This window comes from Nocardia sp. NPDC058480, from assembly GCF_042720495.1.
GTDB lineage: Bacteria > Actinomycetota > Actinomycetes > Mycobacteriales > Mycobacteriaceae > Nocardia.
In genome coordinates, this window is record NZ_JBHXMN010000007.1 from 132854 (window position 1) to 159499 (window position 26646).

Sequence of the window (26646 nt, forward strand, 5' to 3'; positions counted from 1 at the left end):
CCGTGATCCCGCCACCCATCACCCCAACATCTGTCGAATGATTCATTCATCAGACGATAAGGCAGTCGGAAAGTCGCTGATCACAGAATTGGCGACCAGCCCTCCCGAGCTATCGCCGCAAGTCAGGGAACGGCGAATTCCAGCAGCTCAGCACCCAAATCTCTTGGCTTCCAGAATCATTCATCAGATGAAATACGCGACAGAGCACAGATAAAGGGCCCATTATCTGCGGCAACTCGGGTGCCGACCTGGGCGAATGCACCGCATGGGCGGTACCGACTCGGAAAATTATCTGCGGTAGCCGGTCTTACCGAGACTTTTCGGCCGCGCGGACCCCACGTGCCGTGTAGTGGCTAGGCCACAACACCCCACCCGGCCAGAGCCCACGCCGCCTTCGCCCGGAAATAGTCGTCCAGGTCGGTGTCGCAGGCCAAGCTGGCCAGGCGGGCCTTACCGGCCTCTTCGTTCGCTTTGGCCAGGAACTCCGCCGCCTGTACGCGGGAGAAAGCGCTGAGATTGCGATTGTCAGCAAGTTCGGCCAGCCGATCCATGCCGACCTTCCAGTCCGCACCATCTGCCCAGAGATCCTCGTCCTCCTCGGCATTCTCGACCTTGCTCATTGCGTCCTGCACGCGAAAGAACCCGTCCAGGTGAGCGTTGTCGAGGTCCGGATGGGCGTTGGCGCTGTGGTGGTTCGCCAACAGCTCCCCGACGACCTTCCAATCCTTCTCCGCCGGTTCGAGATCTTCATCCGATTTAGCCTCGTCGCCGTCGACGCCGTGCCCGGCCAGTAGGTTCCTGATGATCCGCTCGTCGCCGCACCCGGCCAGCGTCCACGCTGCATTCACGCGATGGGAGACGCTCAGGCCGGTGTCTTTGGCCTGGCTGAACAGCCACTCCGTCGCCGACCAACCTTCTACCCAGGAGAGGTTCCCGCAGGATTCGTCCCAGGCCGGAACCTGCGCGGCCTGAACTCGGGCGTGGTCCTCGAGGTTGAGGTCGTTGGCGAGGCGGGCCAGCAGGTCCATTGCCGTTTGCATGTCCTCTTCGTGATCGTTGAGAGCCTGCGCCGCCTGGATCCGGGAGTAGCCGTCTAGTCCGAGGTCGTTTCCGAGGTCGTTGGCGAGGTCGGACAGCAGAGCCGTACCAGCCTCCGAGTCCACTTCGGCTGCGAGCCCCTCCGCTGCCTGCACGCGGGAGTAGCCGGCCACTTTGGGATTGATAGCAAAGTTGATCAGTAGGGTCGTACCCGTGGGCCCGTCCACCGCAGCCAGGGCACAGGCCGCCTTGACGCGGCAAGAGCCGCCCACGTCGAGATCAGCGGCAAGTCTGGCCAGTAGGGCATGACCATTCTTCTCGTCCACCCCTGCCTGTGCGCTTCCTCCTGCCAGGATCTTGGCCGCCCGTACGCGGTAGAAGCCGTCCAAGTCGCGGTTGGCAGCCAGGTCGGCCAACAGGCTCACCCCGATATCTCCGGCCTCTTCGTCGTCTCTGGCCAGGGTCTTGGCCGCCAACACGCGGTAGAAGCCGTCCAGGTCGCGGTTGTCGGCGAGGTGAATCAATCGGGTTGTGCCGGCCTTCTGGTCGACCCGGAACAGGTACTTTGCGGCCTGCACGCGGTAGTAGCCGTCCAGGCTGGTGTCGCGGGTGAAGCGGGTCAGTCGGTTCGTGCCAGCCTTCTGGTTCCATCGGGACAGGCACTCTGCGGCCTGCACGCGGCCGGAAACGCTCAAGAGGTCGTCGTCGGCGAAGCCGGTCAGTCGGGTCGTGCCAGCCTTCTGGTTCCATCGGGACAGGCACTCTGCGGCCTGCACGCGGTCGGAAACGCTCAAGAGGTCGTCGTCGGCGAAGCCGGTCAGTCGGGTCGTGCCAGCCTTCTTGTTCCATCGGGACAGGCACTCTGCGGCCTGCACGCGGTCGGAAACGCTCAGGAGGTCGTCGTCGGCAAGGCCGACCAGGAGGGCTGTACCGGCCTTCTGGTCCACCTCGGCCAGGACCTCCGCTGCTCGCAGGCGGTAGAAGCCGTCCAGGCTGGTGTCGCGGGTGAAGCGGGTCAGCCAGTCGACGATGTGGCCGGGGCCGAAGTTGGTCCTCAGGCGTACCTGCGTGATGAGGAACCGACAGGCACGTTCTCCTCTGTATTCGCTCTGTCTGGTGAGTACGTGCAGTTTTTCGATGGTCTTGGCCGTGACGTCGTCACCGAGAACGATGAGGCCATCGAGGAGGAAACCCAGGTAGGACGCTTCGACGGTCGGTGGCCAAATGTTCTCCTCATCCGAGGGGAACAGCTTGTCGAGGAGTTCGGCGCGCGTTTCTGCGTCACGCGTGGCGTGGCGGGCGGCGTGGTATTCGAGGAAGGTCTGGTGGGGGAATTCGAGGCCGTCCGCTCCGTGGACCAACAGACCGGAGTGCTGGAGGATATCGCTCAAGAACGCCTTCCAGGACTCTTTGAGCACTTTGTTCGGGCGGGGGACAGGTTCCGATTCCAGTGCTGCGGATACCGAGATCTTCTCTCCTGAGAAACATTGGTAGGCCAGGAGGTCGACCAGTTCGGGTAGCCGACCGAGGGCCTGCTGTGCGGCCTCCTCAGCAGGCTCACGCGTCGACGGGTTGTGGAGGTTCTTTACGAGGCGCTGGATCGCCATCTGATGGTTGGTACGGACAGGCTTGCTCGGGTTGACCTCGTAGAGCCGGTCGGTGAAATCCTCGTACACCCCGCTCCGGCCGCGGGGCAGCGGACGTTCTGGCTCGGCGAGGTAGAGCTGGCAGAGCAGGGAGGCCATCAGCGGGGTGCGGGCCAGTGCGGTCAGGGAGGCGTCGCGGAGCGCGGCGGTGAACTCACGGGCTCGGCGGGTGGCCTCCTCCTGCGACCAGGTCTCCTTCGACAGAGAGGGAGTGCTGAAGTGCTTTTCGACGTAGGTGAGCAGGTCCTCGGTGGTATAAGGGTCCAATTCGTAGCGCGGCACCTCACCGAGCACCGTGAGTTCGTTCTCGCCCAAGGGACGGGTGGCCACCACACACCGGTACATCTGCTGCTCCTCGAGGGCGTTGTGAAGCTTGGTCAACACCTTCTGCCGTGTTTCCGCGTCGGGGAGTTCGTCCAGGCCGTCGACCAGTAGTTGCCAGGACGCTCGGCCATAGGGCCGTCGAAGGAAGTGGTCCGTGTCCAACCCCTGGTGCAGCCCATAATCGCTTAGTACTTGGGTGGCCTTGGCGAGCGCCGTGGGCACGGAGATATCCGGGTCGGCCAGCGCGCGTGCCTCGATCCAGACCGGAACAGCTGGGTCTTTGTTGTTCATGGTGTGGGGGTTCTCCAGCCATGCCGTGGCGGACTCGGACAGCCGAGTGCGCAGCAGCGTGGACTTGCCGCCCCCCGGACCGGCGATGAGCACGCACAGGCGGTCGCGGGCCAGGAAGAGGTTCTTGGCGGGCTCCGGCGATGGGCGGCAATGGACTTCGTCCTGTTTGTCTGCCGCGCGCGTGCTGGTTTGGCGCACGTAGACCTGACTCACTGTCGGCGAGTACACCGAAACTGGGAGATGTGGGTACGGGTGTACCTGCGCGAACTTGAGGGCGGCCCGAAGGAAACCGCGCGCCGACTCGTCCAGGCCGATTGGTCTTTTCGCCCTGTCGTGCAGCTGTCGCCAGGCAAGTTTCGTAGCCGCGAGACGCTGCTCGAAGGAAGCGGGAGTCGGGGCGGTCCGTGCCAGCATCTCGTGGACCACCGCCCACAGGTCTTCGAAATCATTCGGTATCGACGGTGCCTTGCCGTTGGACTTGGGAAACCAATTATTGACCGTCGTGAGGTTCAGCCGGTCTTTGCCGGAGTTCGCCCTGCGCTCGTTGGCCTTGTCGATCACATCTTTCTGCTGACGGGGCAACCGAACTTGGAGATCCCCCAGCTTCTTAGCTAACTCCTCTCTCGCCGAGAGAGTGCCTGATGCCTCGTCCATCTGATGTCCTTCCTCAGCCGTGCAGGCCGGTGATGATCCAAAGGCGATCCAAAACGCTCTGACAGCCGACCGCCCGGCCTCGGCTTCCTTGGCCGAATGATCCCAGATCCAATACCTGTACCTGCCGCTAATCGAGTAGGTCCAAGCTCCTCTTGGTCGTCCAACCGAGGACGACTAGCAGGGAGAAAAGGTATGTGGAGTAGTAAAATGGAGAAACGTCGGAAGCAGCCTTGGCGTAACCCCGCCACGATGCGCGGTGCCATCCTCGCTGGGGTCCTCAGCGGCCTGCTCATCCTGGCGGGCGACCAGGCGCTCGACCACGCCAACGATGAGCCGCGCGATGTGACGGTCATCGTGCTCCCCGAGCGCATTCCACCGGACGAACCACCCACCCTCTGCCGTGTCTAACCGGCACCATCAGTGGTACTCGCGCGCCCGTCGCGCGGACCGCCGAAACCCGCAGCGAAGCAGCCTCTTTTCACTCCTGTGTGGCGTTGGCGAGCGCTTCGTCGAGGGTGTCGTGCAGCTGCAGCAGGGGTGTGCATTCCGATGACCAGGATCGGGCGCTGCACCGCGAGCGCGGCCACCACGCGTAGCGGTGACGCGCACTCCTGCGCGCAGGCCGCCTGTACCGCGAGCCCGGCAGATCCCATGAACGCCACGCGGGACAGATCCACCACCACGGCCGGCGGATCCGCTTTCAGGACTTGACGTATCACGCGTTTGAGCAGTGGCGCCGACAGCACATCGACCTCACCGGTCGCGGTCACGACCGGGATCGGGCCGTGTGTGCCGGTGCGGACCTGGAGCAGCTGGGCGGGATCGGTCCCGTTCATCAGTTCTCCTTCCCGCAATGACCGTACGCTCGTCCTGTTCGAATTCCGGGCGCATGGGGCAAAACCTGGGACACATGGGCGTGAGACACCGAGCGTTTCGGCGGTGTCTCCCCTACCCTCGACATGCGTCAGCCCCTGTCGGATAGACCCCGACAGGGGCTGACGCTTCACAGGGGTTGGACTACAGGAAGCCCTGGAGCAGATTCTGCGCGGTGATTGTGGCGAAGTTCCGCGTCAGCGCTCGACCTCCGACGCGTGCAGCTGGCGCCGCTCACTCACCGCTCTGCTCGGTGTATGCGAGTGCGCGGTGGAGGCGTTCTTGCCGGGCTTGGGGGCGCGCGAATGCCCGGGCGAGGTGACGCGGCCGGCGGCCGCGGCGCGGCGTTGGGCCAGGGCGTCATCGCGGGCGGCGACGATCTCTTCGACTCGCACGGTCGACAACGCGGCTCCGCGCACCGCCCGAAGGTCGGTCGACCATTCCTCGAGATGTTGTGGCGTCCACTGCCACGGGAACTCACCGGAGTGGTCCTGGAAGCGTCGTAGCATCTCCGATCGTGAATCGACGGTGCTGAAGGCGAGATTTCGGCTCAGCTGCTGCTGCCGCCATCCTTCCAACATCGCGTCGAACATCTGCGCGTCCGGACTCAGCAACGGCACTCCGGCCGCCACGACCCGATGAGCCGCCCCGGCGACCTCGAACTTCCGTGATCCCGCCACCCATCACCCCAACATCTGTCGAATGATTCATTCATCAGATGATAAGGCAGTCGGAAAGTCGCTGATCACAGAATTGGCGACCAGCCCTCCCGAGCTATCGCCGCAAGTCAGGGAACGGCGAATTCCAGCAGCTCAGCACCCAAATCTCTTGGCTTCCAGAATCATTCATCAGATGAAATACGCGACAGAGCACACATAATGGGCCGTTATCTGCGGCAAATCCTTAGCGCCGGATTTCTCAGATCTGGACCACGGGCCAACTACAGACCAACGTGGCGCTCAGGACGATGACTACAGATCAGCTTCGCACGCCGAAGCCCCCCTGCGGTGTGGGTGCGGTAGGAAAAGCATCGAAATGGCGTATCGCAGTGTGTCTGTCTCCGAGCGGATTCGCGCGGCGTCGGTCGGCAACGCTCGAGCAATGGCCAAACCGTCCAGTACGACGTTGAGGTAGGCAGCCCGTTGAGCATTGTCTCCCGGCGGGAGGACCCCTTCTCTTTCGAGCACGTCCAGCCAGTGCTCGGTACGCCGCAGCCCAGCCGCGCTGAAGGCAAGGTAGGTGTCGATGGCATCAGCACTGGGCTCCGAGCCGACGTAGGTCTCGAGCGTATGCCGCCACGCATGTCGCGCTTGTTCCCCCGCGCCCGTGGCGGCCAGCACCTGCTGCATGCACGCCAGCAGCCGATCCTCGGCGGGCACCGTGGTGTCCTCGATGACGTCCGCACTCGCGAAGAGACCGGTGATGCCTGCTGCGACTTCGTCTATCAACGCCCGCTGCGTGGGAAAGAAGTGCCGCAGCGAACCGGTACTGACGCCAGCGCGCGCGGCGACCGCGCGGACACTGAGCCTGGCACCCGGGTCTTCGGACACCATCGTCGCGGCAGCAATCAAAATGCGATCCCTCGTGCTGGGCTCACTTCGTGGCACCATCGTCACCTCCGACCCTGACAGTACTAGTACAGCGTGCTAACGTCGAAAACGCACTATCACACTGTACTAATGAATTTTGGGGTGTAGTCATGGCGACAAGCTGGCGTGAACGACGAGCCGAGCGACGAGTTCGACCCGGTGACGGCCGAGCCCTCACACGGTTTCGGTGGTGGCAGGTCCTGAGCAGGTCCCAGCTCGCTGTGGACGTGCCGGCCGAATCCGGCACCACCACCCAGTACACGGTCGACGTCCGACAGCTCGGCGACGGCAAAGACGGGGAAGTACGTGCCCGGATGTACCGCAACGGATTGCAACATGCTGTCGCCCGTATGCCCGCCCGGTTCTGCGTCGAGAACGGAACCATCGAAGTCGCCATGGGCGGGTTCGGGCTCAAGCGTTGCCACTTCGTCGACACCGACGGCAACGAGACGATGCTGGTGCCCGATCCCGCGTCCGCCGAAGGTCGTCGGGCCAGGCTCGAGGAGAACCGGCCACAGCTGAGCCGCATCCTCGGCGTCCTCGCCACGCTCGCCGTTCTGGTCGGGATGATGGTCGCGCTACTACAGCTGGTCGAGCCGATCACCAGCATTCCGCAGGTACGCGAGCTCGTCGGCGGGGTGCAGTCTCCGCTGCGGCTGCCGCTCGCGGCAAACATCGCGGTCGGTGTAGCCGCCTTCCTCGGCAGCATCGAACGCGCTCTGCGCATCCGCACAAGCTGGCTGGACAATTTCGCGAACTAGTCACCGGCCTGCGGGGGACTCTTGCTCGCCCATTCCACGCCGACCCTTTCGATAGGAATCTCTCGTGACAGACAGCGATATTCACCGACACGGGCGTCATCGGCGTCGCCGCACTGCACTGTTGAAAGCCGCCGCAGTGAGTACAGCCGCCCTGTGGACTGTCACCTCTTGCGGCACACTCTCATCGGAGGAGCCGAACTCCTCGTATCCCGCACCGGCACGCTACGAGTCACAGACACTCGACTTCGCCCCATGCGACCAGACCGCCGCAGGCATCGACGATGACCGGGTCGAATGCGCGACACTCGAGGTGCCGCTCGACTACGCCAGCCCTGACGGGACCGCCATCGAACTCGGAATCTCCCGCATCCGAGCCACCGGCACCGACAGAGTCGGATCTGTCGTGGTCAACCCCGGCGGACCAGGAGCACCCAGTGTGGGTTTCGTGACCGCGGTCGCCGACTCCTGGGCGGACGGCCCAGCGCGCCAACAGTTCGACATCGTGTCGATGGATCCCCGCGGAGTCGGCACCTCTCGACCGGCCATCGACTGCTACACCGACCAGGAGCGTGACGACGACGCGATCGTTTCCGGGATCCCCGCTGGTGCGTTGGCCTGGACCGCCGACTCTGCCCGGTCGGTGTTGGAGCAGTGCGCTCGACGAAGCGGCGGAATGGACGTCCTGGGACAGATGGGCACCGAGAACGCGGCACGTGATCTCGATGTCCTGCGCGCGGTGCTCGGCGACGAGCAGTTGACGTTCCTCGGTGCCAGTTACGGAACGCGCCTGGGGACGATCTACGCCCAACAGTTTCCGAGCCGGGTCCGTGCGATGGTCCTCGACGGGGCGGTCGATCCTCGCAAGAATGTCCTCGAACGCCAGACACAACTGTTCGCAGGCGTACAGCGCTCGTTCGACGAACTGTCCCGGTACTGCGTAGACCGAGGGAACTGCCCTCTCGGAAGTGATCCGGCGGGAACGGTGGATGCCCTCCAGAGCCTGCTTCGACCTCTCCTCGACACCCCTGCCCCGACCGCCGGCGGGCGTCGACTGACCTATTTCGCTGCGATCGAAGCTGTCACACTCGGCCTGTACTCCAGCCAGGCGTGGGACAGCGTCATCACAGGCCTGGCCGAGCTACGAGCCGGGCGCGCCGATGTGATGCTCGCACTGCGCGATGTCGCGGCGCAGCGCGGACCCGACGGCACGTACACCAATTCATCGGAAGCGACCCTCGCCATCAACTGCCTCGACGAGATCAGGCCGACACCCGAACAGACAACAGCCGTCGTCGCAGAGGTCAATTCTCTTGCCCCGTACATGGACCCCGGGTTCGATGTGGACACCCATTACGGATGCGAGGGGTGGCCCGACGAACAGGTACTGGATTATCCCTACGGCGACAACCTCACCGGCCTACCCGAAACGCTCGTGGTGTCCGTCACCGGTGACGGGCTGACCCCGCACGAAGGCGGTGTGGCACTGTCAGAGATGCTCGGCGCACGACTGCTCACCGTCGACGGCGAACAACACGGCGCCACCATCGCAGCAAATGCGTGCATCAACGAGATCGTCGAGCACTACCTCGTGAACCTGAACATCCCGGACAACCAATTACGTTGTGTCCTATAAAGAAAACCACCCGAGTTGGCGGCGCCGGACCGCAAACGGGCGCCGCCTGCGTGGCCGACAAGCGCGGGTGTGGGTTGGCTACAGTGGCCGGAATGAATGGTGCACGCGACCTGCGAACAATACTGGCGAGTGCGGGATACAGCACCGAAGACTGGTCACCTGTCACAACAGGTGAGTCGGGCGCCACAGTCCTTCGCGACGAGGACCTCACCCGATACGCCAAATGCGTGCCGGCCGCAGAGGCCGCCCTGTTGAAGGCAGAGCACGACCGGGTCGAGTGGCTGACCGACCAAGGCGTGTCAGGTCCACGGGTGCTCGACTGGCACTCCGGCGAGGCGGGGGCAGTACTGGTGACCAGTGCAGTCTCCGGTGTTTCCGCGGATCAGCTACCGGTTGCGGACCTGGGCGCGGCCTGGGGACACATCGCGGACGCGGTGCGCGGGCTGCACGAGCTTCCGGCGGAACGGTGCCTGTTCGACCGAGGTTTGGCCACGATGGTCCCCGTGGCGCGTGACGTCGTCGGCCGACATGCCGTGAACCCGGAGTTCCTTCCCGTCGAGCAGCAGCACACCCCACCCGAGGAACTACTAGCCAGCCTCGAACCCGAGATCGCGCGGATGCTGGCTCAGGAGGCCTTGGACACAGTCGTTTGTCACGGAGACCTGTGCCTGCCCAACATCGTTGTGGACCCGGAAACACTGAAGGTGTCCGGATTCATCGACCTCGGCCGCCTCGGGACCGCCGATCGCTATGCCGATCTGGCACTGCTGCTCGCCAATGCGCGTGAAACCTGGGGGAACGAGGAGCGGGCGTTGGCTGCGGACACGGCGTTCGCGCAGAGGTACGGCCTCGTCCTGGACCGTGACCGCTCGAACTTCTACCTTCACCTGGACCCCCTCACCTGGGGATGAGAAGACGGCCTCGGCGGACCGGGTGGCCTCGGTAGGCTGTACGTCGAGGGCCTCGCGTAACCGTCGCCCGCCGCCGGTCAGGTCGTAGTGCACGAGGTGGTCGAGTTCCCAGCTCTCAGCACACTCGACACAGATGGCGTAGCCGTGGTTGCAGCGGGAGGGGTTGCCCACCAGCAGGATCCGGCCGTAGGGGTCCTCGCTATCGCGCAGCCTCACCAACACATAGTCGTTGCCGCTGACTTTGGCTCCGGGTTTGATCACGCCCTCCTCATCGTGACTCTGGGTGTTCTTCATCTCGCGCATGAATGTCTTCTGTTCGCGGTTCGGTATCGGGCTCTGTTGTGTCGCTAGCGGGTTCATCGAGTCAGGCGCTCGTGCAGTCCGCCGGTGGTGCGGTCGAGCCACACGCTCACCGCGTGCCCGGCGTGGCTGTCCCGCAGCCGGTTCACCGCACCGGTGGCGTAGGCGGCGATGTCGTCGGGGTGCACGAGGTGAACGCGCGGAACGGCGAGCCGGTCCGTGCTGCCGGTCACGTGCGCGACGGTGTACATGCCGCGTTCGTCGTGCGGGCCGGGGGCGTAGATGACGAACTGGTCGCCGGTGACGGGGTTGGCGGCGGCGTAGAGGGTGTCGAGTGCGGCCGTGGTGGGGATCGGGTGGGCATTGCTCGTCATGTCGTGTCCTGTCGTCGGTGCCCGTGCGGGCGGGGTGGTGTTCGGGCGAACAGTCGGGGCCGCTGGTGTGTGGCGGTCCCGGTCCTGTTGCCCCGGGCGCGGTTTCGCACCCGGGGCAACACAGGGGCTAGGTGGCGCGTACAGCGGCGGTGGCGGCGCGACCGATGGCGGCGGCGGTAGTGGCCGGGTCAGTGACCAGGTGCATGTTCGCCCCTTTGAGGGGGTTCGGGTTGCTGTCGGCCGGTGCGAGCCACAGCACCGCGCACCGGGCGGCGCGTAGCTTGTCGAGGTGTTGCTGGGCGCGGCGTCGTTCGCTGCCGGTGTAGTGGCCATCGGAGATGATGACCAACAGCCGGGTCGCGCCCGGGTAGGCCAGATCGAGGGCACCGTTGAGGGCCTCTACCGCGATGTCGAGGGCGTGGTAGCCATCCGGGCAACTGAATTCGGTAACTCGTGCGGGTGCGGTGCCCGGGTAGGTGATCGGTTTGACCGAGGCCCCGAACGTCACGGTCGCGGTCGTAGCGGGCATGGTCGCCAGTTCCGCCGCGCGGGCGATGATCCACGCGGCCGAGGCCACTGGGCCCGCGTAGTCGCCCATCGAAGAGGACACGTCGCAGGCGATACCGACTTGCAACGGCGGCAGTGGAACGGTTTTGCGTGTGGTGCGGGTGAACGGTTCGGCGGTCGGCATCGCTCCGGCCGCGCGTTGGGCCTCACGTGCGAGCGCGCCGCGCATCCGCAACCGGCCCGGCGGTAGCGCGGAGGTCGTTTTCACCGTGGCCCGTTCGCGGGTGGCGGCGGTGTTGAGGGCGCGGGCCAGCACCCGGGCGGCGGTGTGCTCTTCCGCGCGGGCCTCGCGGGTCCGTTGCCTGCTCGCGGTCCGGGCCCGGCCCGCCCCGGCACCGAACACCTTTCGCGCTTGCGCGGCAGCGTCTTTCGCCTCTTGCTCGGCAACCTGCCGGGCGGCCTCGGCGAACTCGGCAGGGTCGGGCGCTACCGGGGCGGCAGCGACCGCCTTGCCGATGTTGGTCACGGTGTCACCGATCGCGGCCCCCAGTGGCGAGGACGGTTCGGGGTCGGCGTGGGGGTCGGGGCCTACCAGGTCGAGCCAGCGCGCCCCGAGTTCGAGCATGGCGGCGGCGTCGGTGTCGGCCACGGTGTGGGCCTCGCGCCAGATCGCCCGCAATTTCTCGAGGGTGTCGGTGCCAAGGATGGCCTCGATCGCGGTGGCGGCGGGCGCGCACTCGCCAGCGTCGAGGATCCCGCCGTCCAACCGGGCCAGGATGAGGGCGGCGTTGCGAGCCGCGTGGTAGGGCACCGGGGGAATCTGGGCGGCGGCGATCGTGCCGCCGTTGTCGCCGATCACGATCTCGGTGGTGCAGGCACGCAACCAATGCCGGTCGTCGGGGCGGCGGCGTATCTGGGCGGCCTCGATGCGCGATTCCTCGAGTAGCGTCGCGGCCTCGAGGACCCCGGGGTGCGCTACCGGCGGCGCGGTCCACACCGAGTGTTGGGCGTGGGCGCACTCGTGGACCAGAGCGCCCCACACCGCCGGGTACCGGTTGCGGTCGCTGGTGCGTTCCGGGCGGGCAGTGGCGGGGTCGATGGTGAGGCGGGTGCCATCGATCTCGATGGCACCCCAGCTCGGCACGAACGCCGCCGGGTGCCCGAACGCGGCACCCGGGGCGATGGTGACGGTCAGGTCGTCCCTGTCAGCGATCGAGGGAACCTCGGCGGTCATCGCCGCCGAGAGCGTGGCCCATCCACCGGTGACAGGCACCGAGGCCGAGGTGGGCGTGGCGGCAGTAGCCGGGGGGCTGGTCGGCGTGGCCGGGGGCGGGGGTGTTGTCGTGGCGGCGGGGGCTGGTGCGGTGATCATGTGGCCGGTCATGGCGGGCAGTGCCTTTCGTGGGCGGGCGGGTAGTCAGCGTCGAGGGCGCTGGGGCATCGGTTCGAACGTGTCCGGGTTCGCGTGTAGGGCAAGGAATCGCGCCTCGTCACCGATCGCGCGCCGGGCGATCGGCGCGAGGGCGGTGACCTTGCTGATCGCCATCGAGACCCGTTCGCCGCGAGGTGGGTCCTGCAGCTGTAGTCCGGCGGCGAGGTTGAGTTGCGCGTGTTCTGTCTGTCGGGCCAGCACGGCCAGCTCGTCGCGCAGGTCGCGCACGGCGACGATGTAGTCGTGAATCGCGAGGGCCTCGGTGAGGGTGCGTTCGGTCATGTCGGGGGTCCTTTCCCGGGATCAGTGGCGGTGGTGGTGGATTGAGGCGGGTTGGCAGGTCAGAAACGGGGGCCCAGCGACAGGGGCTCGTGGCTACGGCCGCACACGGTTTTCACCACGGCGGCCACGACATCGCGGTCCTCTTCCGGCGCGGCCCCGACGAGGTTGGCCAGGGCGGTGGCCTGATCGGTGGCGGCGGCGATCTTGCGGAACGCGAGCAGCTCGCGCAGCTGCGGTGCCCACCCGACCTCGCCTTTGGCCTGCCGGGCAGCCAGCTCGCGGGCTACTTTCACCGCGCGCCGTTCCACCTCGAGCTGGGCGGCGAGGTCGTAGTCGCTGCCCACCTGCACCTGGAACGCGAACCGCGAGGCGAGCGCGTCCGACAGGATGGCCCCGTGCACGCCGGGGTTATGGCCTGCCACCACGAAAAAGCCGGGCTCGGCGGTGATGACCTCGCCACCGTTGGCTTTGATCACGATCTCTTTGCGCCCGTCCATCGCGGGGTACACCGCCGAGAGCACGGTCGGCGGGATGAGGGTCGCGTCGTCGATGAACAGCACCCGACCCTCACGCATAGCCCGGACCATGGGCCCGTGCACGAAAACGAAAGTGCCATCCGACTTTTGGGTGTATTCCCCCACGAGATCGGCGACCGTGGTGTCCCCGTCGCCCTGCACGGTCAGCAGGTCCCCGTAGGCGGCCTCGATGAGCGAGGTCTTGCCCGTTCCGGGCGGCCCGTACAGCAGGACCGGCACCTCGGCCGCGCGCATCGTCACCAACACATCCACATCAGCGCGTCCGGCCAGCTGGCGCACGTGGTAGTCCTGCCCGTTCGGACGAGCCACCGTGTTACCCGTGCGCGCCGGGGCAGCCGGGGCGGCGGCAGTGACCGGGGCCGGTTTGGCCGCTTTCGGTGCCCGGGGGCGGCGCGTGGCCGGTTTCGCCGCCGTACCCGCCGCCGGGGTTGCCGGGGCCGGGGCGGTGGCAGCGGCGGCGGTGTCGGCATTGGCGCGGTAGCGGCGGGGTGTGGCCGATGTGCGGTCGGCGTACCCGGCGGCGGTCAGCGCCTCGAGGGCGTTGCCGACTGCCCCGGAGGACCGGTTGAGCCCGTTGGCGATTTCACGGGGCGACATGTCGCGGCCCGGGTCGGCGGCCAGTGCAGCGGCGACCATGCGCCGCAATTCCCCGTTGGGCAGACGACCGGCGGCCGGTGCAGTGGTGGCGGTGGCGGGTGTGGTGGGCATTGCAACTCCTGGAAAATCAGTTCCGAATTCGTGCACTGTTTCCGGCACAGGTGCGGCGTGGCCGCCATTCGGATTTCTGCGAATTTCCCGGCGAATTCCGGGGACGGTTCGACGCTAGCTCGACCTCGAACAGGCTCGCAACCCCAAAAGTGCGCGAATTTCCCGGAATTCTTCCGGACAACGGCGAGCCCGGCAGTGCAATACGGATATGCAATGCGCACGGCAATGCTTAGGCGCGACGACGAGCGCCCGACCAAATGAGCGGAAAGGAATCAAGCGATAAAGGAAGAATGAGAAAGCGGGGGAAGGAATCGGAATGGATCAGCGGGAGCAGGACACGAACCGGATGCCGAAGACAGGCATGGACGGACCGGCGACGCATGTCTATACAGCTTTGTGTATAGACAATCCCGGCTGCTATCCGCCCGGATAAACCGCCTCCCACCTGCCAGCCTGCCGGGCACGGGTGGGTCGTTTTGATCCGCCCACCGAGTAGGGCACGGAACCTCACCATCGAACGATGCACCGATTGATTTTCATCGAGCCACCCAGGCGGCAGAATATCCAATCCTGAAATTGACAGAATTCGCCACAGCGGAAACCTGGCCATTTCAACAACTCTGATAGAGTTTCATGATTGTCGCAACCCGCCATTTCCGCCATTTTCGGAATAGCGGTAAATGCGATCACCACGTTAATCGATCGACGGCGAAACGGGAACACCCGGCCTATGTCTATCTATTTCGGGGCGTGGCGGAGACGTTCGAGGAGCTGGCGGGTTTCGAGACTCGGATTCTGGCCGATCTCGGCGAGTGTGTGGGTCAGGAGTGTGTAGGTGCGGGTAAGTGCGGCCTTTTCGCCGAGGCGGGCATGGAGCCGGAGAATGTCTTGCCAGACCGATTCGTTGTAGGGGTCGTTCTCGACAGTTGTCTCGAGAATTCCCAAGGTGGCGCGGGGGTCGTTTTCGGTGTTCCGGATGGCCAACCAGCTCAACGCGTTCAGGGAGGTGCGCCGCGCTGATTCGCGCAGCGCTTCGACCCAGGTGTCGGTGAGGTCACTGGCCAGTTCGCTGGTGGCCAGGGCCGCGATCCGGCGGGCGGCGTCGGCCTGCTCGGCGTCGTTGCTCGCGCGGCGGCGCGCAGCGACCGCGCTGGTGAAGTCCCAGTAGTCGACTCCCAGCAGGTCCGACAGCTGGAGCCTGTCGTCGGCGAGGACGCTGGTGATCTGCCCACCGGTCGCGGCGGTGATCGCGGCACGCAGGCGGCTCACTGTGTTGGCGAGCGCGCTGCCTCCCCTGTCCTTGGGCCGCTGGCTCCACAACAGCTCGATCAACTGTTCCCGTGAGAGTCCCTCAGGATGTAGAGCGAGCACGGTCACCAACTCGCGGATACGCGGCTGCAACTGCGAAGTGATCTCCACGCTCTCACCAGTTTCGGGCTTGCGCCAGAAGATCCGGGTGGGCCCGAACACCCGCAACCGCAGCGCAGGCTCAGCCTGTGTCGGCATCGACAACGGTGCGGAGTCCGCAATCTCGGTCTCGAGGTCAAGGCCGGGCTCCGGTGCCGCGGCGAGGTCGCCCTCGCGGGGTTGGCCGGCATCCTCGGCCACTTCGATGAGCACAGGGTCAGAAGCCGTTGGCGGCGTGCTCGGCTCGGCCGGTTCCACCAGCACAGGCTCCGGCGGCCGAGGTCGCGATGCGGGCACAGGTCCACCGTCGATGCTGTAAATCCTCGGCCCGCCGTCGTCACGACGGCTCGGGCGGTTCTGGCGGGCAGCGCGGGGCATGTACGGCTGGGCGAGGCGGTCGCGGCCATTGGCGCGAAGCTGGATTTCCACGTCGCTGACGATGAGGCGAGCGGGTGAGATCAGGTGCCGCCGTGCGCGGCGGCCATTCAGGAGCGCCTGGGAAGCGGCGCGCGAGGCGGGCAAGGTACCCAGGACCGGAAACCCGATCGCGGCGGCATAGTCGCGGTTGGCACCGATGAGCACGATTCCTCGGGGCCGTCTGCGGCGGGTGAGATCGAGGATGCGTTGCGCGGCAGGCTCGGGGTCGATGTGCTCGGCGCGCACCACGAACAGGCAGGCATCGGCAGCAGCGATGACCGGATGCGCGGTCGAATCTGGCTCGGGCACACCGCAATCGGCGAACACGGTCGCTCCGAATGCCCGCCAGCTGCCATGTGGATCAGTGAGCAATTCGGCGGCTGGATGGGCTCGCGTGGGGTCGTGGTGTGGTGGCGTGGCAAGCAGCGCTTCGCCGCCGGGTAATCGCTGCACATGCCGCGCCAGGATGTCCGGGGTGATGGGTTCGCCGGGGTGGGTCCTGCGGGCCAGGCTCGCCAGCCCGAGATACGGGTCCGCGCCGACTATTTCGGCGAGCTGCTCACCCAACGGGTCGGCTTCCACGATCAGGGCGGTTTCCGGGCCGGGCCAGGTGTGGGCGAGGGCGACGGTGGTCGTGGTGGTTCCGGCGCGGGGGCTCAGTCCGGCGACGGCGATCAGTAGTGGCGCCTGTGAGCCTGGTTTCATGCCCTATCCCCGTTTCTGGAAGTTGGAGATCAGCAGCGCGGTGCCGGTGTCGGCGGGGCGTGTGTTGATCAGCTGGAGGTAGTCGATGCGTTTGCGGTCCGGGTGCAGCTCGGCGATGTGAACGTTCGCTGTGCTCGGGGTGATCGGGGTGATCGCCACGCAGTGCCGCGTGCCCGCTGGGATGCTGGCGATACCCGCAGCGAGGGCCTCGGAGGTGATGCCGGTCTCGGGCCCGAGCAGTCCCGTCGCCTTCCCAGCATCGCGATCGATGTAGTAGGCCGCTTCGAACGAGGCGATCAGCCCTTCCACAGTGCTCGAGTCTCCGGCGCGGTCGGTGACCACCGTGCCCGAGAGCCCGGCGCAGGGACCCTGTGCCGTCGTGGTCGGGCTCGGCGGTGCGGCGGTGGCCTGCACCTGCTGGCCGGTATCTCCGGTGTCGCCGGTCCCGAACGCCAAGACACCGGCCAGCAGGGCGACGGTGGCCGCTAGGGCGGCCCAGGCTCCGACCGGCATCCGGAATCGAATGCCGGTCCACCATCCAGACATCGTGTCGATGGCGGCCGTGCCGGGAGGGTCACCGAGTGCGACGAGCCAGTCGTCCTCGGGCGAGGGCGACTGGTCGGGTTCGTCGACGTCGGGGCCGGTGTACTGGCCAGCAATGTTGCGGAGGTCGGGTTGGGAGTCGGGTAGCTCGACCCATGCTTCGGCGTCGCCTTCATCGGGTGGATTGTGGGGGTACCTCGCCATTCAGCTCGCCTCGGATCGGTGAGGCTCCGGGGCCTGCCCGCACCCCGGAGGGGGGTGGGGGCGCGGGCAGGTTCCCCGGAGGGGTCATGGGCGGCTCGTGTGCTCGCTGTGCTCGCTCTCGGGCTGTGTCGGGGTGGGCGAGGTAGCCGGCCGATTCGTGAGGTCCTCGCCGAGCCGGGCGAGGACATCGCTGACCGCGAGGTGGGCGGTGGAGCGGTGATCGGCCTCGTATTCACGCCAGGACACGAGCGTGCCGCGTTGCCGGTAGGCGATGAGGGTGCGTCGACCAGCGCGCACGGGCACGACGAGGTCGAGCTCGCCGTGATAGAGGTGCAGCGGCATCGGCGGTTTGGTGTGGCCCAGGGTTTCGAGCGCCAGCACCCGCCGCCACCAGTGATCGTTCCAAGGGTCCGCACCTTTGGTCCAATGCGCCAATGGTTGCGGAAACCGTTCTCGCAGTTCGACACCGGTGAGCTGTTGCGCCTCAGCGACAGCTTGCACCCCGGCCTCGCTGAGCACGTGACGCAGCGGGAGCTGGTCATAGGCACGGGCGAGCCCGATCAGCGCGGGCAGTCCCAGTCCCGCGCCGGCGCCCTCGCTGATCGCTGATGCGACCGCGACGAAGTCGGAGACGACGGCCCCGGCGGCAATCCCGCGCAGGTCCACCTCGGGTGCGTACCACGGCTGCAGTTCCCCCGCAGCCGCGACGACCCGCCCGCCGTCGGCGTATCCCCAGGCCACGACCGGAGCGACGGGCAGATCGAGGTTCGCACCCCGATACACAGCCCGCGCGAGATCGAGCACGGCCCTGGCACCGTCTCGGGCGGCGAGGAAGGTGTGGGGTCCGGTGCCGACGCCGAGTCCTTGCCCATCGGGGATCGCCACCACCCACCCTCGATCCAACGCCGCTTCGATCGCGTAGGTGTCGGGTTCGGTGCCGGTGGAGAGGAGTTGCGAGGGCGCGCACACTCCCGCGAGCCCGCGAAAAGGTGGGCAGTACATCAGGATCGCGGTCTTGCCGGGCTCGGCGGTGGCTTCGGGGATCAGCACGATCGCCGAGGCGGGCAGCAGTTGCCCGCGTGAGCCGGTGGTGACGTAGATGACCTGCCAGGCCCCGGCTGCCCCGGCGAGTTGGGAGGCGAATACGGGCCTGGTGCGGACCAGGTCGCCGGGCCGGGCACCGTCACGCAGGATCGGTGTTTGGTAGAAGTCGCTGAATTTCACTGGTATCTCCCGGCGAGGTCGTAGGCGAGGGCGGTCATCCACGCGACCGAGCTGGCGAGCTGCCCGGTCGCGTAATAGCTGGTGTGGCGGGAAGAGGTATCGGCATAGCGCAGCAACACCGTCGGATCGAGCAGATCGGCATTGTCGGCGACCAACTGGCCCCACGCCCCTGACAAGCGCGCGGCGAGGTTGGGCAACTGGGTGAACGGGTTTGCAGCCACCATGGCGGTGATCTGCGCCCACTTCGCTGACGCGGCGGCATTGTCCGCAGGGCCCGGGGCAGGTGTGCGCGAGTCCGCAGCGTCGGTGAGCCGCTGGGCCAGACTCGCCGCGGGCACATAGTCGACGAACCCGGGGCCGATCTGGAAGTCGTTGTTCACCACGGTCGTCCAGGCGTCACCGAGTGTGGAGGACAACAGCGCCTGGATCGAGCCGAGCGCAGCGATCGGGTCACGCAAGTCCGCCTGGGCGGCTAGCTGGGCCGACATCCGTAACAGCGCGGCGCGATCGGGTGCCGAACAGCTGAGGTCACCCTCGACACAGATATCGGCAACCCGGCCGGTCAACGAGCCGTAGTCGACGCCCGAGTTCGTGGCGATCCCGCCACCAGAGGCGGACGCGGTGGTGATCGCCACTTGCGATACCGCTGCCCCGCTCGTGCCGGGGGCCGGGTCCGGTGTCAGTTGTCCGGGGCGGCCGGGGATCACCGGCGATCCCGGCGCGCGTTGCGGATCGGAGAACAGCGCGATCCCGGCGACCCGTCCAGGATCGACGGGGCCTTCCCCGGCCCCGACAGACTGAGCGAAAGACGAAACCACCTGCGCGCCTTGGGAGTACCCGACAGCAGCCAGGGCAGTGCCGGGGCAGTCGGCAGCGATCCGCCCAGCAGTATCGGTGAGCCCGGCCAGGCCCGCGCCCGCCGACACTGCGTAGGGGTCGGTCCCGCCACCGGTGCCGACCGCACCGCCGAACGAGGCTGGATAGCCGATGTAGCTGCGTGCCACCAGATGTGGTGCGGCAGCCACCACCGGGCCGAGCAGCTGCCCGAGCATCCCGCTGTCAACCGTCTCAGAGGTGCCCGGCGAGGACTCGCTGGTGCCCTGCACCCCGAGCACCCACAGCGCCGGGCAGCTCGGCCCCGCCGGAGACGGTTGCGCGACACCGGTGCCCGGCGCGCAGAGGCTACCGGCGAAGGTGGCCAGAACGGCTGCGGTGAGGACACGGCTGGCGGTCATGGCTGGCCCACCCCTGCGCCCGCACCGAAGCCAGCACCGACCGTGCCGCCGACCATCGCGCCCACGGCCGCAGCTGGCATACCGGCCACCAGCGCGCCCGCGACCGCCCCGGCCGCCGCACCCAGTGCCGTACCGGCCACGCCGGAGGTAATCGTCCCGATGACCGGGATCGCTACCACGGTTCCGATTGCGGCCCCGGCGATTCCGCCGATCGTGCCGCCTGCCAGCGCGCCCACCGCCGCGCCCGCCGCTGCGGCCGGGGCACCGGTTATCGTGCCGCCGATCGCGCCACCGGCCCCGGCACCGGCGACCGTGGCCCCGGCCACCCGATCAGAACGTCCGGCCGGGAGCCCGACCGAGTCCAGGAATGTCGCGGCTTGGGCTTCCAGGTCGGCGGCGACGGTATTGATCGTGTCGCCGACCTCCGGCGGCAGCCACTCCGGGTCTGCGAATTCAGCCGTCCCGATCCGGATCGTGTCCGGCGGCGGCTCGATCGGCGCGACCGGTTCCACCGGCACCGGAGTGTGCAGCTCGAGCACGTACACCGGCGGCGCGGGCTCGGGCGAGGGAGCCGGACGGGGGGACGGGCCGTTGCGGACCTCGGGTGGCTGCTCGACATACACCGGCGGCTCAGGCTCCGGGGCCGGAGGCGGTGCGGGAGCCTGAGTTCCGGGTTGTGCGGGAGCTGTGACGCCGGGCTGGTCCGCGATCGGGGCCAGCGGTGCCATCGCGCTCGCGGGCTGGGTGGCCAGCATCATCAGCACCGGCACAGCACCAGCGGCCACTATGCGGCCACTCCACAGCAGCCGCCCTCCGTAGGGCAGACGAGGGCTGCGGGCTCGGTGGCAGACCTGCCCCGACAGCGCGACAGCGACCCGCGATGTATTCCCATTTTTGGGCATGACAAATAACCCTTCGATCGAAGGTGGAAAAAGACCAGGGAAAAGACTAGGAATTGCGCGAATTTGCGACAAATTCCCGTGTCTCCCGGCTGCGGATCGCAGCCGGGAGAGCCGGGCTCTCGATTCTTCTAGTCAGTGAGAACCAGCTGACCGATCAGAAGAACGGCAGCACCTGCACCGCGATCGCCAGCGCATTCGAGACCAGCGACGCACCAGCACTGAGCACCGACAAAACCGTGTAGAGATCCATGATTTCCCTTTCGGAAGAGGTTGGCGTACCTCACCATCACAGCCACGAAAACCAGTGCAGCGCTACCCCTTCGACTGGTAAATGTTTTGCTGCCGATTTTGTTACCACCCGGCCAACAGGGGGTGACCTGCGTCGATCGTCGAAAGTGGTAAATAAAGTGTCAGACAGGAAATTTTCCGGGGCCTGTCCCCCCACCGAAAGGGTACTGAAAATACCTCGCCGCCCCGAGGCGGAGAGTGGTAGCTAATTGTCAGCGAGGTCAAAGCGAATGATCTGTGGCCGGACCGGTCAGTTTCTGGTACGAATTAATCAACTCCGGGGGGAGTTAACCCTTCAACGTAACCGACGGGGAAGGAGAAACGGAAGACTGTAGTAGGAGGGGCTTGACATGAACCGGAGGAACCCACCGACCAACGACCCGCGGCGAGGCCGAGGTCACCACCTCGAATCCGAGCTACCTGACCTTGGCCGATGGGTGCGCAGGGTCCGCGAGGACCGCGAACTCTCCCGGCCCGAGGCGGCCGGCCTGCTCACCATCAGCTACGAGCTGCTGCGGAAGATCGAGTACGGCACCGCGCCGTGCACCCTGCCGGTGCTCGAGCAGATGATCACCACCTACGGCCTGGATACGGCCCAAGCCCGCCACACCCGCGACCTCGCCCAGGACCCTGTACCGCTGACCCCGGTCGAGGAGCCGCGCACCCATCACAGCGCTCGCGAGCACCTCACAACACTGAGCGGGCTCGACGAGCGCGGACTCGTCGGCGCGTACATCGACCCCTTGTGGTCGTTGGTCCACGCCAACAAACGATTTCGCTCCGAATTGCCCGGTATTGATCGCTACGACGACAACGCCGCCTTGTGGTTCTTCCACCCCGGCACCACCACACACACCGCTGAACCCCTTGTCGTGCACTGGGATGCCGCCGCTGCCTACCTGGTCGCGTCCCTGCGCGCTGCGTTCGGCATCCACCGCGAAAACCCACAAGCGCAGGCGCTGTTTCAGAAGCTCTGCGGTTCACACACTTTCACCGAGCTGTGGAACACCAAGCTCGAGGTTGCCTACGGCTACCCGACCGAGGAACCCCTCCAGCTCCGCGAGCCCGACACCGGGAATCGGTACTCCGTCCGGATCCATCTCGGTGCCAGAGTTCGTACACACCTTGACACCCCTGAGCTGCGATTCTTCATCGGCTACCGCGACCCCCGTGACCCACCGACCCAGTTCTGACACACCCTGCAGAACACAACCGTCTCACCGAACACGCGGCGGGACAACCGAACACCGACCTAGGAGCACGCCATGTCCGCCCTCCCCGCCAACGCCAATCATCGCGATGCAGAACCCGGACCTTGCGCCCCGTGCGAGGTCCGTATCGTGCTCATCCCGCCGCCGATGCGAGGCCACTGACATGATCCGCCCGGCCTGGTTCAACCCGCCCTTGCTACCCGGGATGCCCGACTTCCACGACTCGGTGGAGTACTTGCGCCACTACCGCAACCTATCCCGCGAATCCATCGCCCTGAAGGCTGGAATCAGCATTTCTCGCCTCAACCAGCTCATCTGGCAACGCCAGATTCCCGGCCCCAAGGTGTTCGACAAACTCGTCCGGTTCCACGGCCTCAGTCCCGCGCAACGGCGGCACCTGGAAGACCTGCTGCAACCCTCCCGCCCTCTCGTTTCCACCGACGAACTACGCCGCCGCCTCACCGCCCACCGGGTCCAAGACCACCTCGACGTTCTCGACCAGCACGAGATCCTCGGCGGATACGTAGACCCACTCCAGACCGTCCTGATGGGCAACGAGGTACTCCACTGGATGATGCCCGGCCTAGACCAGGCCGACTACAACATCATTCGCTGGATGCTGACCCCCGCCGCCCGCGACCGTGTCTACGGCTGGCACGGCGAACTACTCGGCCTCGCACGTAACCTGCGCACAGTGCTGGCCCGCTACCGCGACGATCCCCGGGCAAAAGAGCTGTTCCTGACGCTGCGACAAGACATCGCCTTCCGCAGCGCCTGGGACGGCACCCCGATGCAAGTCACCTACGACTGGCCTCGCGCGACACCGATGTACCTGCGCATATCCGGTACCAGCAAACCGCTCGCGCTCAACCTCGAAATCAACGAGTACGGGGCGTGCTCGGAAGTCCTCGTCGTCCACGGCCTCTACAGCACACCCGCGATTGCTTGCTGAGAACCCTTACGACAGCGATCAATGCTGCCCGCGAGGTGAGATCCCCCATACGAACACCCAACGATCTCACCTCGCAATCACTCTCTGCTACGACATGCCTGATGATGAGACATCGAAGAGTGAACAGCTGTATCTGATTTCGATTCGAATCCAAGATCGAAACGCAGCGTAGCTATGTCAGCGATGGCGAGGCCGTCTGCGAGCCTGGCGAAGAACCCGCCTTCCTCTCCGGTCACGCCACCACCGTGCACCATCACGACAGCTAGCCCCGAAGGCTGGTCGGCGGTGACGAACGTCTGAGTCCATGCCACGCGAACCCGGGCCGATAATTTCGCACCGCACTGATCGGCCATTAGGGTTGTCAACAGGCCTTTCCGGACACAAACGAACAGGACGCAGAGCTATGGCGCGCAAGGTAGTTGTCACCCTCGTCGACGACTTCGACGGCATCTCAGTTGCCGAAGATACCGTCAACTTCGAAATCGACGGCGCAGCTTACGAAATCGACCTGTCCGACGCCAACGCGACCAAACTGCGCGAAACATTCGACCAGTGGCTGCCCTACGCCCGCCGCGTCGGACGCATCAAGTCCACCAGCCGCCGGTCCTCCGTCGCAGTGATCGCGGGGACCCCCTCTCGTCGGAACGATCTCGCAGCGATCCGGATGTGGGCGGGCGAAAACGGCCACAACGTGTCCAGCCGGGGCAGGATCTCCTCCGAAATCATCGCCGCCTATGATGCAGCGTCTGCATAACTCACGCGACCAGCCAGGACAGCGCGCCGCTGAAGGATCGAGCGCGACTGAGCAGCGAGAGGACTACGGCGGGTGTCTCCCCTGACAGCTACCATGGCCCTATGCACGGCGTCGCGCTCGAATCCCTCCGCCGGGCCGTCGAGGCCGCCTGGTCAGCAGAGACGAGCGCGGCGAGCGACTGGACGGCCAGCAACCCTTCCAAGGGGCAGTGCGCGGTGACGGCATGCGTGGTTCAGGACTACCTGGGTGGCGATATCGTCAACACGATCGCCACCTTGCCCGGCGGAAGAACCGTCTCGCATTACTTCAACGTCATCGACGGACGCCCACACGATCTCACTGCAGCACAGTTCCCGGAACGCACCCAATTTTCTCCGCCGACCCCGAAAACCAAGGGTTTCCCCGCAACTCGCGACTACTGCTTGTCCTATGAGAACACAAGACGTCGCTACGAGGGGTTGAGGTCACGCGTCGCGGAGCTACTCGGTACTCAGTCTTGAGCCCGGTCAGCCCACAAGTCCAAGAACTCGCGCACTTCTTGCACTCCATGTTGAGCCCCCAAAGCCGCGGCAATGCCGGTAAGAGTTGTCTGCAGCCGAGCCGAAGCGACGTCGCTGATCTCGGTGAAGTTCTCGACGAGCAGACCGCAGCCATCGGCGAAATCCTCGTTCCTAACACTGTTCTGAGCTAGACGGATCTGCCAGGCAGTCCGTTCACGTGGGTAGGCCGACGAGCCGTCGATGGCGGACCGCAGATGCCTCGCCGCTTGGTCGTGATCACTGACCCGCATGAATGCCAGACCGGTCAGCCCGCCGAGCTGCGCTTCCGAAAGGTGGGCGAGGTAGGCGGGATCGTGGCCTCTGTCCGATTCAAATGCTCGGCGGGCCCGTTTGACAGCCCTGACCATCGCAGAGCGGTCGCCGATTACGCTGTGCGCCTCGGCCTCTCGAATCGCTGCCAAGGCCCGCAGTTTCGGTCCACCTTCCCGCTTGGCGGCGTGCTGAGCTGCTTGCGCGAGCCGCACTCCTTCCTGCGGCCGCGAGCCTTCCCGATACGACAACAGGCATGTGTTGATCCAGGCGTGAGATGTGGCGATGCCGTCGCCGCTGGCGGTAGCAGCTTGCACCGCGTCGGCGTAATAGCGTTTCGCCTCCTTCCACCGCCTAGCGTCGTAGTGCACCCATCCCGCCGCTGTCATCATCTCGGCGGCGGCGCTGGTAAGGGCCATGCCTACCTTGTCGCTGTAGCTTCCCCCATCGAGCAGCTGCTCGACATAGCGCACTTCGTTTGCCGCGATCTCGCACAGCCGATCTCCACCAGCAAGCAGTTGCAGTTCATGAATCCTGTTGATGCTCTGGTTAATTCGTTCGACATCGGCCGCTCCGACTCGGATAGCAGTCCGAACCGATCCACCATGGGGTTCTGCCCCTGATGACGCCGACTCGTGCGAAACACCGCCGCTGATTGTCGAGGCGTTTCCCAGTGACCCGGTCGGCACAGATCGGTAGCCCCTCCCGGAGCGCTCGCGCCACGCATCCTCACCTTCCAACACAATCTGCGCGAACCGTTCCCTGTCGTCCGGGGTCGCGTGGCGCGCGTACGTCGTGTCCAGGATCGCCTGGGTTTCGGGTCGGAGTTTCACCGCGCCGAGTCTCGAGCGCCAGTTGTTGATCGTCGTTGTCTCCACGCCCAGCAAGCCCGCGAACTGGCGGTTCGACTGACGCATCGCTTCCTGCAGCGCCACCGCTTCGAAGCCGGTCCAGCTCCGCCCTCGTACCATCACCGCTCCCGAAATTAGGACCTGACCTGGGAATTTCACGCGATACGCCCCCAGTATGCCACCACTGTGCGGTTCCTGCCGATGCGGTGATCGGGCCACGATATGAACCCAGAACCTGCTGCTGGAACCCAAAGCGCAACTGCCCGAGGAGTTTCCGCAAATCCCATGGGAGGGCCTGAGATGAGACATTCCGCCACACTCACCGATGTCGAGCGCCTGGTGCTCGACGTCTTGGCGCCAGGCGCGCTTCTCACCCTCGAGACTCTGGCACGACGGACCGGCCGGCCAGTGCGAGACATGCGCCGAGCCACCGATGGGCTCTTGACCAATAACCTCGCGTGGGCCAACCACCGCGGCCAATGGAGCACACGCGGATGAACCACGGCCACAACCATTCTGACGACACCTACACCCCCGACTCGACACGCACCGAGCTATCCGAGATTCTCGACGCCATGACCACCGCTGGGTGGATCACCCCGACGATCGACGAGCCACCAACGGTCGCCCGGCCCGAGGACCGCCGATGACGCCTCTCGATTCCTCCGGCCCGCCCTACTCCGAAACCCCTCGTTCACGGTGCGAGTTCTACCGGCGCGTGTGCTCCCTGCCCACCGTGATCGACCCGGCCACCGGGCGCATCACGATGCGAGCTGGGCTGGTCGGCGCGGTCATGATGCCGACCGAGATCGCCCACCGTGTCAAAACCATCCTCGACCTGCGCGGTATCGCACCGTTGCCGATCGTCGGCCACCCTCGCGCCGATATGTGGACCTTCTTGACCAGGTCCGATATCCGGCCGATCAAAGACCCCGTCGAGATCGCCCGATTATTGAAAGCCCGGGTCGTGGTGATCCGCGAAGGTGACATCGCGTTGCCCTCCCCGATTCCGGACTCGTTGATGGTCCGCACCTGGGTATCTCCAGCGATCAGCGCGTTCCGGCCCTCGGGCGAGGTCGTGATCGCCTGCGCGCGCTCGTGTTTGACTCCGCAGAGCCAACGATGAACAGCGGCGAGCGATCACCGCGCCCCGACGAACCCGACATCGGCCTCACCATCCAATTGGGACGTGTGCGAGTGCATTTCGTCGCTTGCTTGACCGCAGCACTGGTATTCGTCTGCGACGTCGCCACATACCGCCCCGGCACTGTCGCCGTCCATACCG

24 protein-coding genes are annotated in these 26646 nt (G+C 66.0%); 10 read left to right on the forward strand and 14 right to left on the reverse strand.

Annotation, left to right across the window (positions count from 1 at the left end):
- Window positions 1-353: 353 nt before the first annotated feature.
- Window positions 354-3953 carry an NACHT domain-containing protein gene (locus tag ACFWO8_RS18895; RefSeq protein ID WP_378952457.1) on the reverse strand — a complete coding sequence of 1200 codons (3600 nt, stop codon included), beginning with the start codon at window positions 3951-3953 and terminating at the stop codon, window positions 354-356.
- A gap of 207 nt (window positions 3954-4160) precedes the next feature.
- Here ACFWO8_RS18895 and ACFWO8_RS18900 point away from each other — a divergent pair, with 207 nt between their 5' ends.
- The gene (locus ACFWO8_RS18900; protein WP_378952460.1) at window positions 4161-4361 is read left to right on the forward strand and encodes a hypothetical protein; all 201 of its coding nucleotides are present in this window, start codon (window positions 4161-4163) and stop codon (window positions 4359-4361) included.
- Here the strand turns inward: ACFWO8_RS18900 and ACFWO8_RS18905 are convergent.
- The 3 genes from ACFWO8_RS18905 to ACFWO8_RS18915 all read right to left on the reverse strand — a co-directional run bounded on the left by ACFWO8_RS18905 (window position 4358) and on the right by ACFWO8_RS18915 (window position 6436).
- On the reverse strand, window positions 4358-4789 hold the full coding sequence (locus ACFWO8_RS18905) for an STAS domain-containing protein (RefSeq protein WP_378952463.1): 432 nt from the start codon (window positions 4787-4789) through the stop codon (window positions 4358-4360). The genes ACFWO8_RS18900 and ACFWO8_RS18905 overlap by 4 nt on opposite strands.
- A 234-nt stretch (window positions 4790-5023) precedes the next feature.
- Window positions 5024-5506 (reverse strand): hypothetical protein, encoded by a 483-nt coding sequence (locus ACFWO8_RS18910; RefSeq protein ID WP_378952466.1) that lies wholly within the window; start codon window positions 5504-5506, stop codon window positions 5024-5026.
- A gap of 291 nt (window positions 5507-5797) precedes the next feature.
- Window positions 5798-6436 (reverse strand): TetR/AcrR family transcriptional regulator, encoded by a 639-nt coding sequence (locus ACFWO8_RS18915; protein WP_378952951.1) that lies wholly within the window; start codon window positions 6434-6436, stop codon window positions 5798-5800.
- A 200-nt stretch (window positions 6437-6636) separates the two neighbouring features.
- Here ACFWO8_RS18915 and ACFWO8_RS18920 point away from each other — a divergent pair, with 200 nt between their 5' ends.
- From ACFWO8_RS18920 to ACFWO8_RS18930, 3 genes are all read left to right on the forward strand, one after another.
- The gene (locus tag ACFWO8_RS18920; RefSeq protein ID WP_378952469.1) at window positions 6637-7176 is read left to right on the forward strand and encodes a hypothetical protein; all 540 of its coding nucleotides are present in this window, start codon (window positions 6637-6639) and stop codon (window positions 7174-7176) included.
- Between the two features lie 136 nt (window positions 7177-7312).
- Window positions 7313-8809, forward strand: coding sequence for an alpha/beta hydrolase (locus ACFWO8_RS18925; protein WP_378952472.1), 1497 nt, complete (start codon window positions 7313-7315; stop codon window positions 8807-8809).
- 92 nt (window positions 8810-8901) lie between these two features.
- Window positions 8902-9720 (forward strand): APH(3'') family aminoglycoside O-phosphotransferase, encoded by an 819-nt coding sequence (locus ACFWO8_RS18930; RefSeq protein WP_378952476.1) that lies wholly within the window; start codon window positions 8902-8904, stop codon window positions 9718-9720.
- A 356-nt stretch (window positions 9721-10076) separates the two neighbouring features.
- Here ACFWO8_RS18930 and ACFWO8_RS18935 read toward each other — a convergent pair whose 3' ends face one another.
- From ACFWO8_RS18935 to ACFWO8_RS18975, 9 genes are all read right to left on the reverse strand, one after another.
- On the reverse strand, window positions 10077-10394 hold the full coding sequence (locus tag ACFWO8_RS18935; RefSeq protein WP_378952479.1) for a hypothetical protein: 318 nt from the start codon (window positions 10392-10394) through the stop codon (window positions 10077-10079).
- Window positions 10395-10521: 127 nt separating this feature from the next.
- Window positions 10522-12285, reverse strand: coding sequence for a hypothetical protein (locus ACFWO8_RS18940; RefSeq protein WP_378952482.1), 1764 nt, complete (start codon window positions 12283-12285; stop codon window positions 10522-10524).
- 33 nt (window positions 12286-12318) lie between these two features.
- A complete protein-coding gene (locus tag ACFWO8_RS18945) occupies window positions 12319-12615 on the reverse strand; it encodes a hypothetical protein (RefSeq protein ID WP_378952485.1) in 297 nt (98 codons plus the stop codon).
- Window positions 12616-12674: 59 nt separating this feature from the next.
- Window positions 12675-13859, reverse strand: a complete 1185-nt coding sequence (locus ACFWO8_RS18950; RefSeq protein WP_378952488.1) for an AAA family ATPase — start codon at window positions 13857-13859, stop codon at window positions 12675-12677.
- A 738-nt stretch (window positions 13860-14597) separates the two neighbouring features.
- Entirely contained in the window at window positions 14598-16388 is a 1791-nt protein-coding gene (locus ACFWO8_RS18955) for a BTAD domain-containing putative transcriptional regulator (protein WP_378952491.1), read from the reverse strand.
- Window positions 16389-16391: 3 nt separating this feature from the next.
- Window positions 16392-17135: a hypothetical protein gene (locus ACFWO8_RS18960; protein WP_378952494.1), complete on the reverse strand. Its 744-nt coding sequence runs from the start codon at window positions 17133-17135 to the stop codon at window positions 16392-16394.
- An 84-nt stretch (window positions 17136-17219) separates the two neighbouring features.
- A complete protein-coding gene (locus ACFWO8_RS18965; RefSeq protein WP_378952497.1) occupies window positions 17220-18359 on the reverse strand; it encodes a lipase family protein in 1140 nt (379 codons plus the stop codon).
- Window positions 18356-19594 (reverse strand): cutinase family protein, encoded by a 1239-nt coding sequence (locus ACFWO8_RS18970; RefSeq protein WP_378952500.1) that lies wholly within the window; start codon window positions 19592-19594, stop codon window positions 18356-18358. The genes ACFWO8_RS18965 and ACFWO8_RS18970 overlap by 4 nt, the downstream gene beginning before the upstream one ends.
- The gene (locus ACFWO8_RS18975) at window positions 19591-20379 is read right to left on the reverse strand and encodes a hypothetical protein (RefSeq protein ID WP_378952502.1); all 789 of its coding nucleotides are present in this window, start codon (window positions 20377-20379) and stop codon (window positions 19591-19593) included. Before ACFWO8_RS18975 ends, ACFWO8_RS18970 begins: the two co-directional genes overlap by 4 nt.
- Window positions 20380-21134: 755 nt before the next feature.
- Here ACFWO8_RS18975 and ACFWO8_RS18980 point away from each other — a divergent pair.
- The 4 genes from ACFWO8_RS18980 to ACFWO8_RS18995 all read left to right on the forward strand — a co-directional run bounded on the left by ACFWO8_RS18980 (window position 21135) and on the right by ACFWO8_RS18995 (window position 24201).
- Window positions 21135-21977: a helix-turn-helix domain-containing protein gene (locus tag ACFWO8_RS18980; protein ID WP_378952505.1), complete on the forward strand. Its 843-nt coding sequence runs from the start codon at window positions 21135-21137 to the stop codon at window positions 21975-21977.
- 181 nt (window positions 21978-22158) lie between these two features.
- Complete coding sequence (locus ACFWO8_RS18985) at window positions 22159-22947, forward strand: hypothetical protein (protein ID WP_378952508.1); 789 nt, start codon at window positions 22159-22161, stop codon at window positions 22945-22947.
- Between the two features lie 403 nt (window positions 22948-23350).
- Window positions 23351-23701: an Lsr2 family protein gene (locus tag ACFWO8_RS18990; RefSeq protein ID WP_378952511.1), complete on the forward strand. Its 351-nt coding sequence runs from the start codon at window positions 23351-23353 to the stop codon at window positions 23699-23701.
- 101 nt (window positions 23702-23802) lie between these two features.
- Window positions 23803-24201 (forward strand): hypothetical protein, encoded by a 399-nt coding sequence (locus ACFWO8_RS18995; protein WP_378952514.1) that lies wholly within the window; start codon window positions 23803-23805, stop codon window positions 24199-24201.
- Here ACFWO8_RS18995 and ACFWO8_RS19000 read toward each other — a convergent pair.
- A complete protein-coding gene (locus tag ACFWO8_RS19000) occupies window positions 24192-25484 on the reverse strand; it encodes a hypothetical protein (protein ID WP_378952517.1) in 1293 nt (430 codons plus the stop codon). The genes ACFWO8_RS18995 and ACFWO8_RS19000 overlap by 10 nt on opposite strands.
- Window positions 25485-25855: 371 nt before the next feature.
- Here ACFWO8_RS19000 and ACFWO8_RS19005 point away from each other — a divergent pair, with 371 nt between their 5' ends.
- Together ACFWO8_RS19005 and ACFWO8_RS19010 are read left to right on the forward strand one after the other, a co-directional pair.
- Window positions 25856-26011 carry a hypothetical protein gene (locus tag ACFWO8_RS19005; RefSeq protein WP_378952520.1) on the forward strand — a complete coding sequence of 52 codons (156 nt, stop codon included), beginning with the start codon at window positions 25856-25858 and terminating at the stop codon, window positions 26009-26011.
- Window positions 26008-26487: a DNA-directed RNA polymerase subunit beta gene (locus ACFWO8_RS19010; RefSeq protein ID WP_378952523.1), complete on the forward strand. Its 480-nt coding sequence runs from the start codon at window positions 26008-26010 to the stop codon at window positions 26485-26487. Before ACFWO8_RS19005 ends, ACFWO8_RS19010 begins: the two co-directional genes overlap by 4 nt.
- The last annotated feature ends 159 nt before the right edge of the window (window positions 26488-26646 follow it).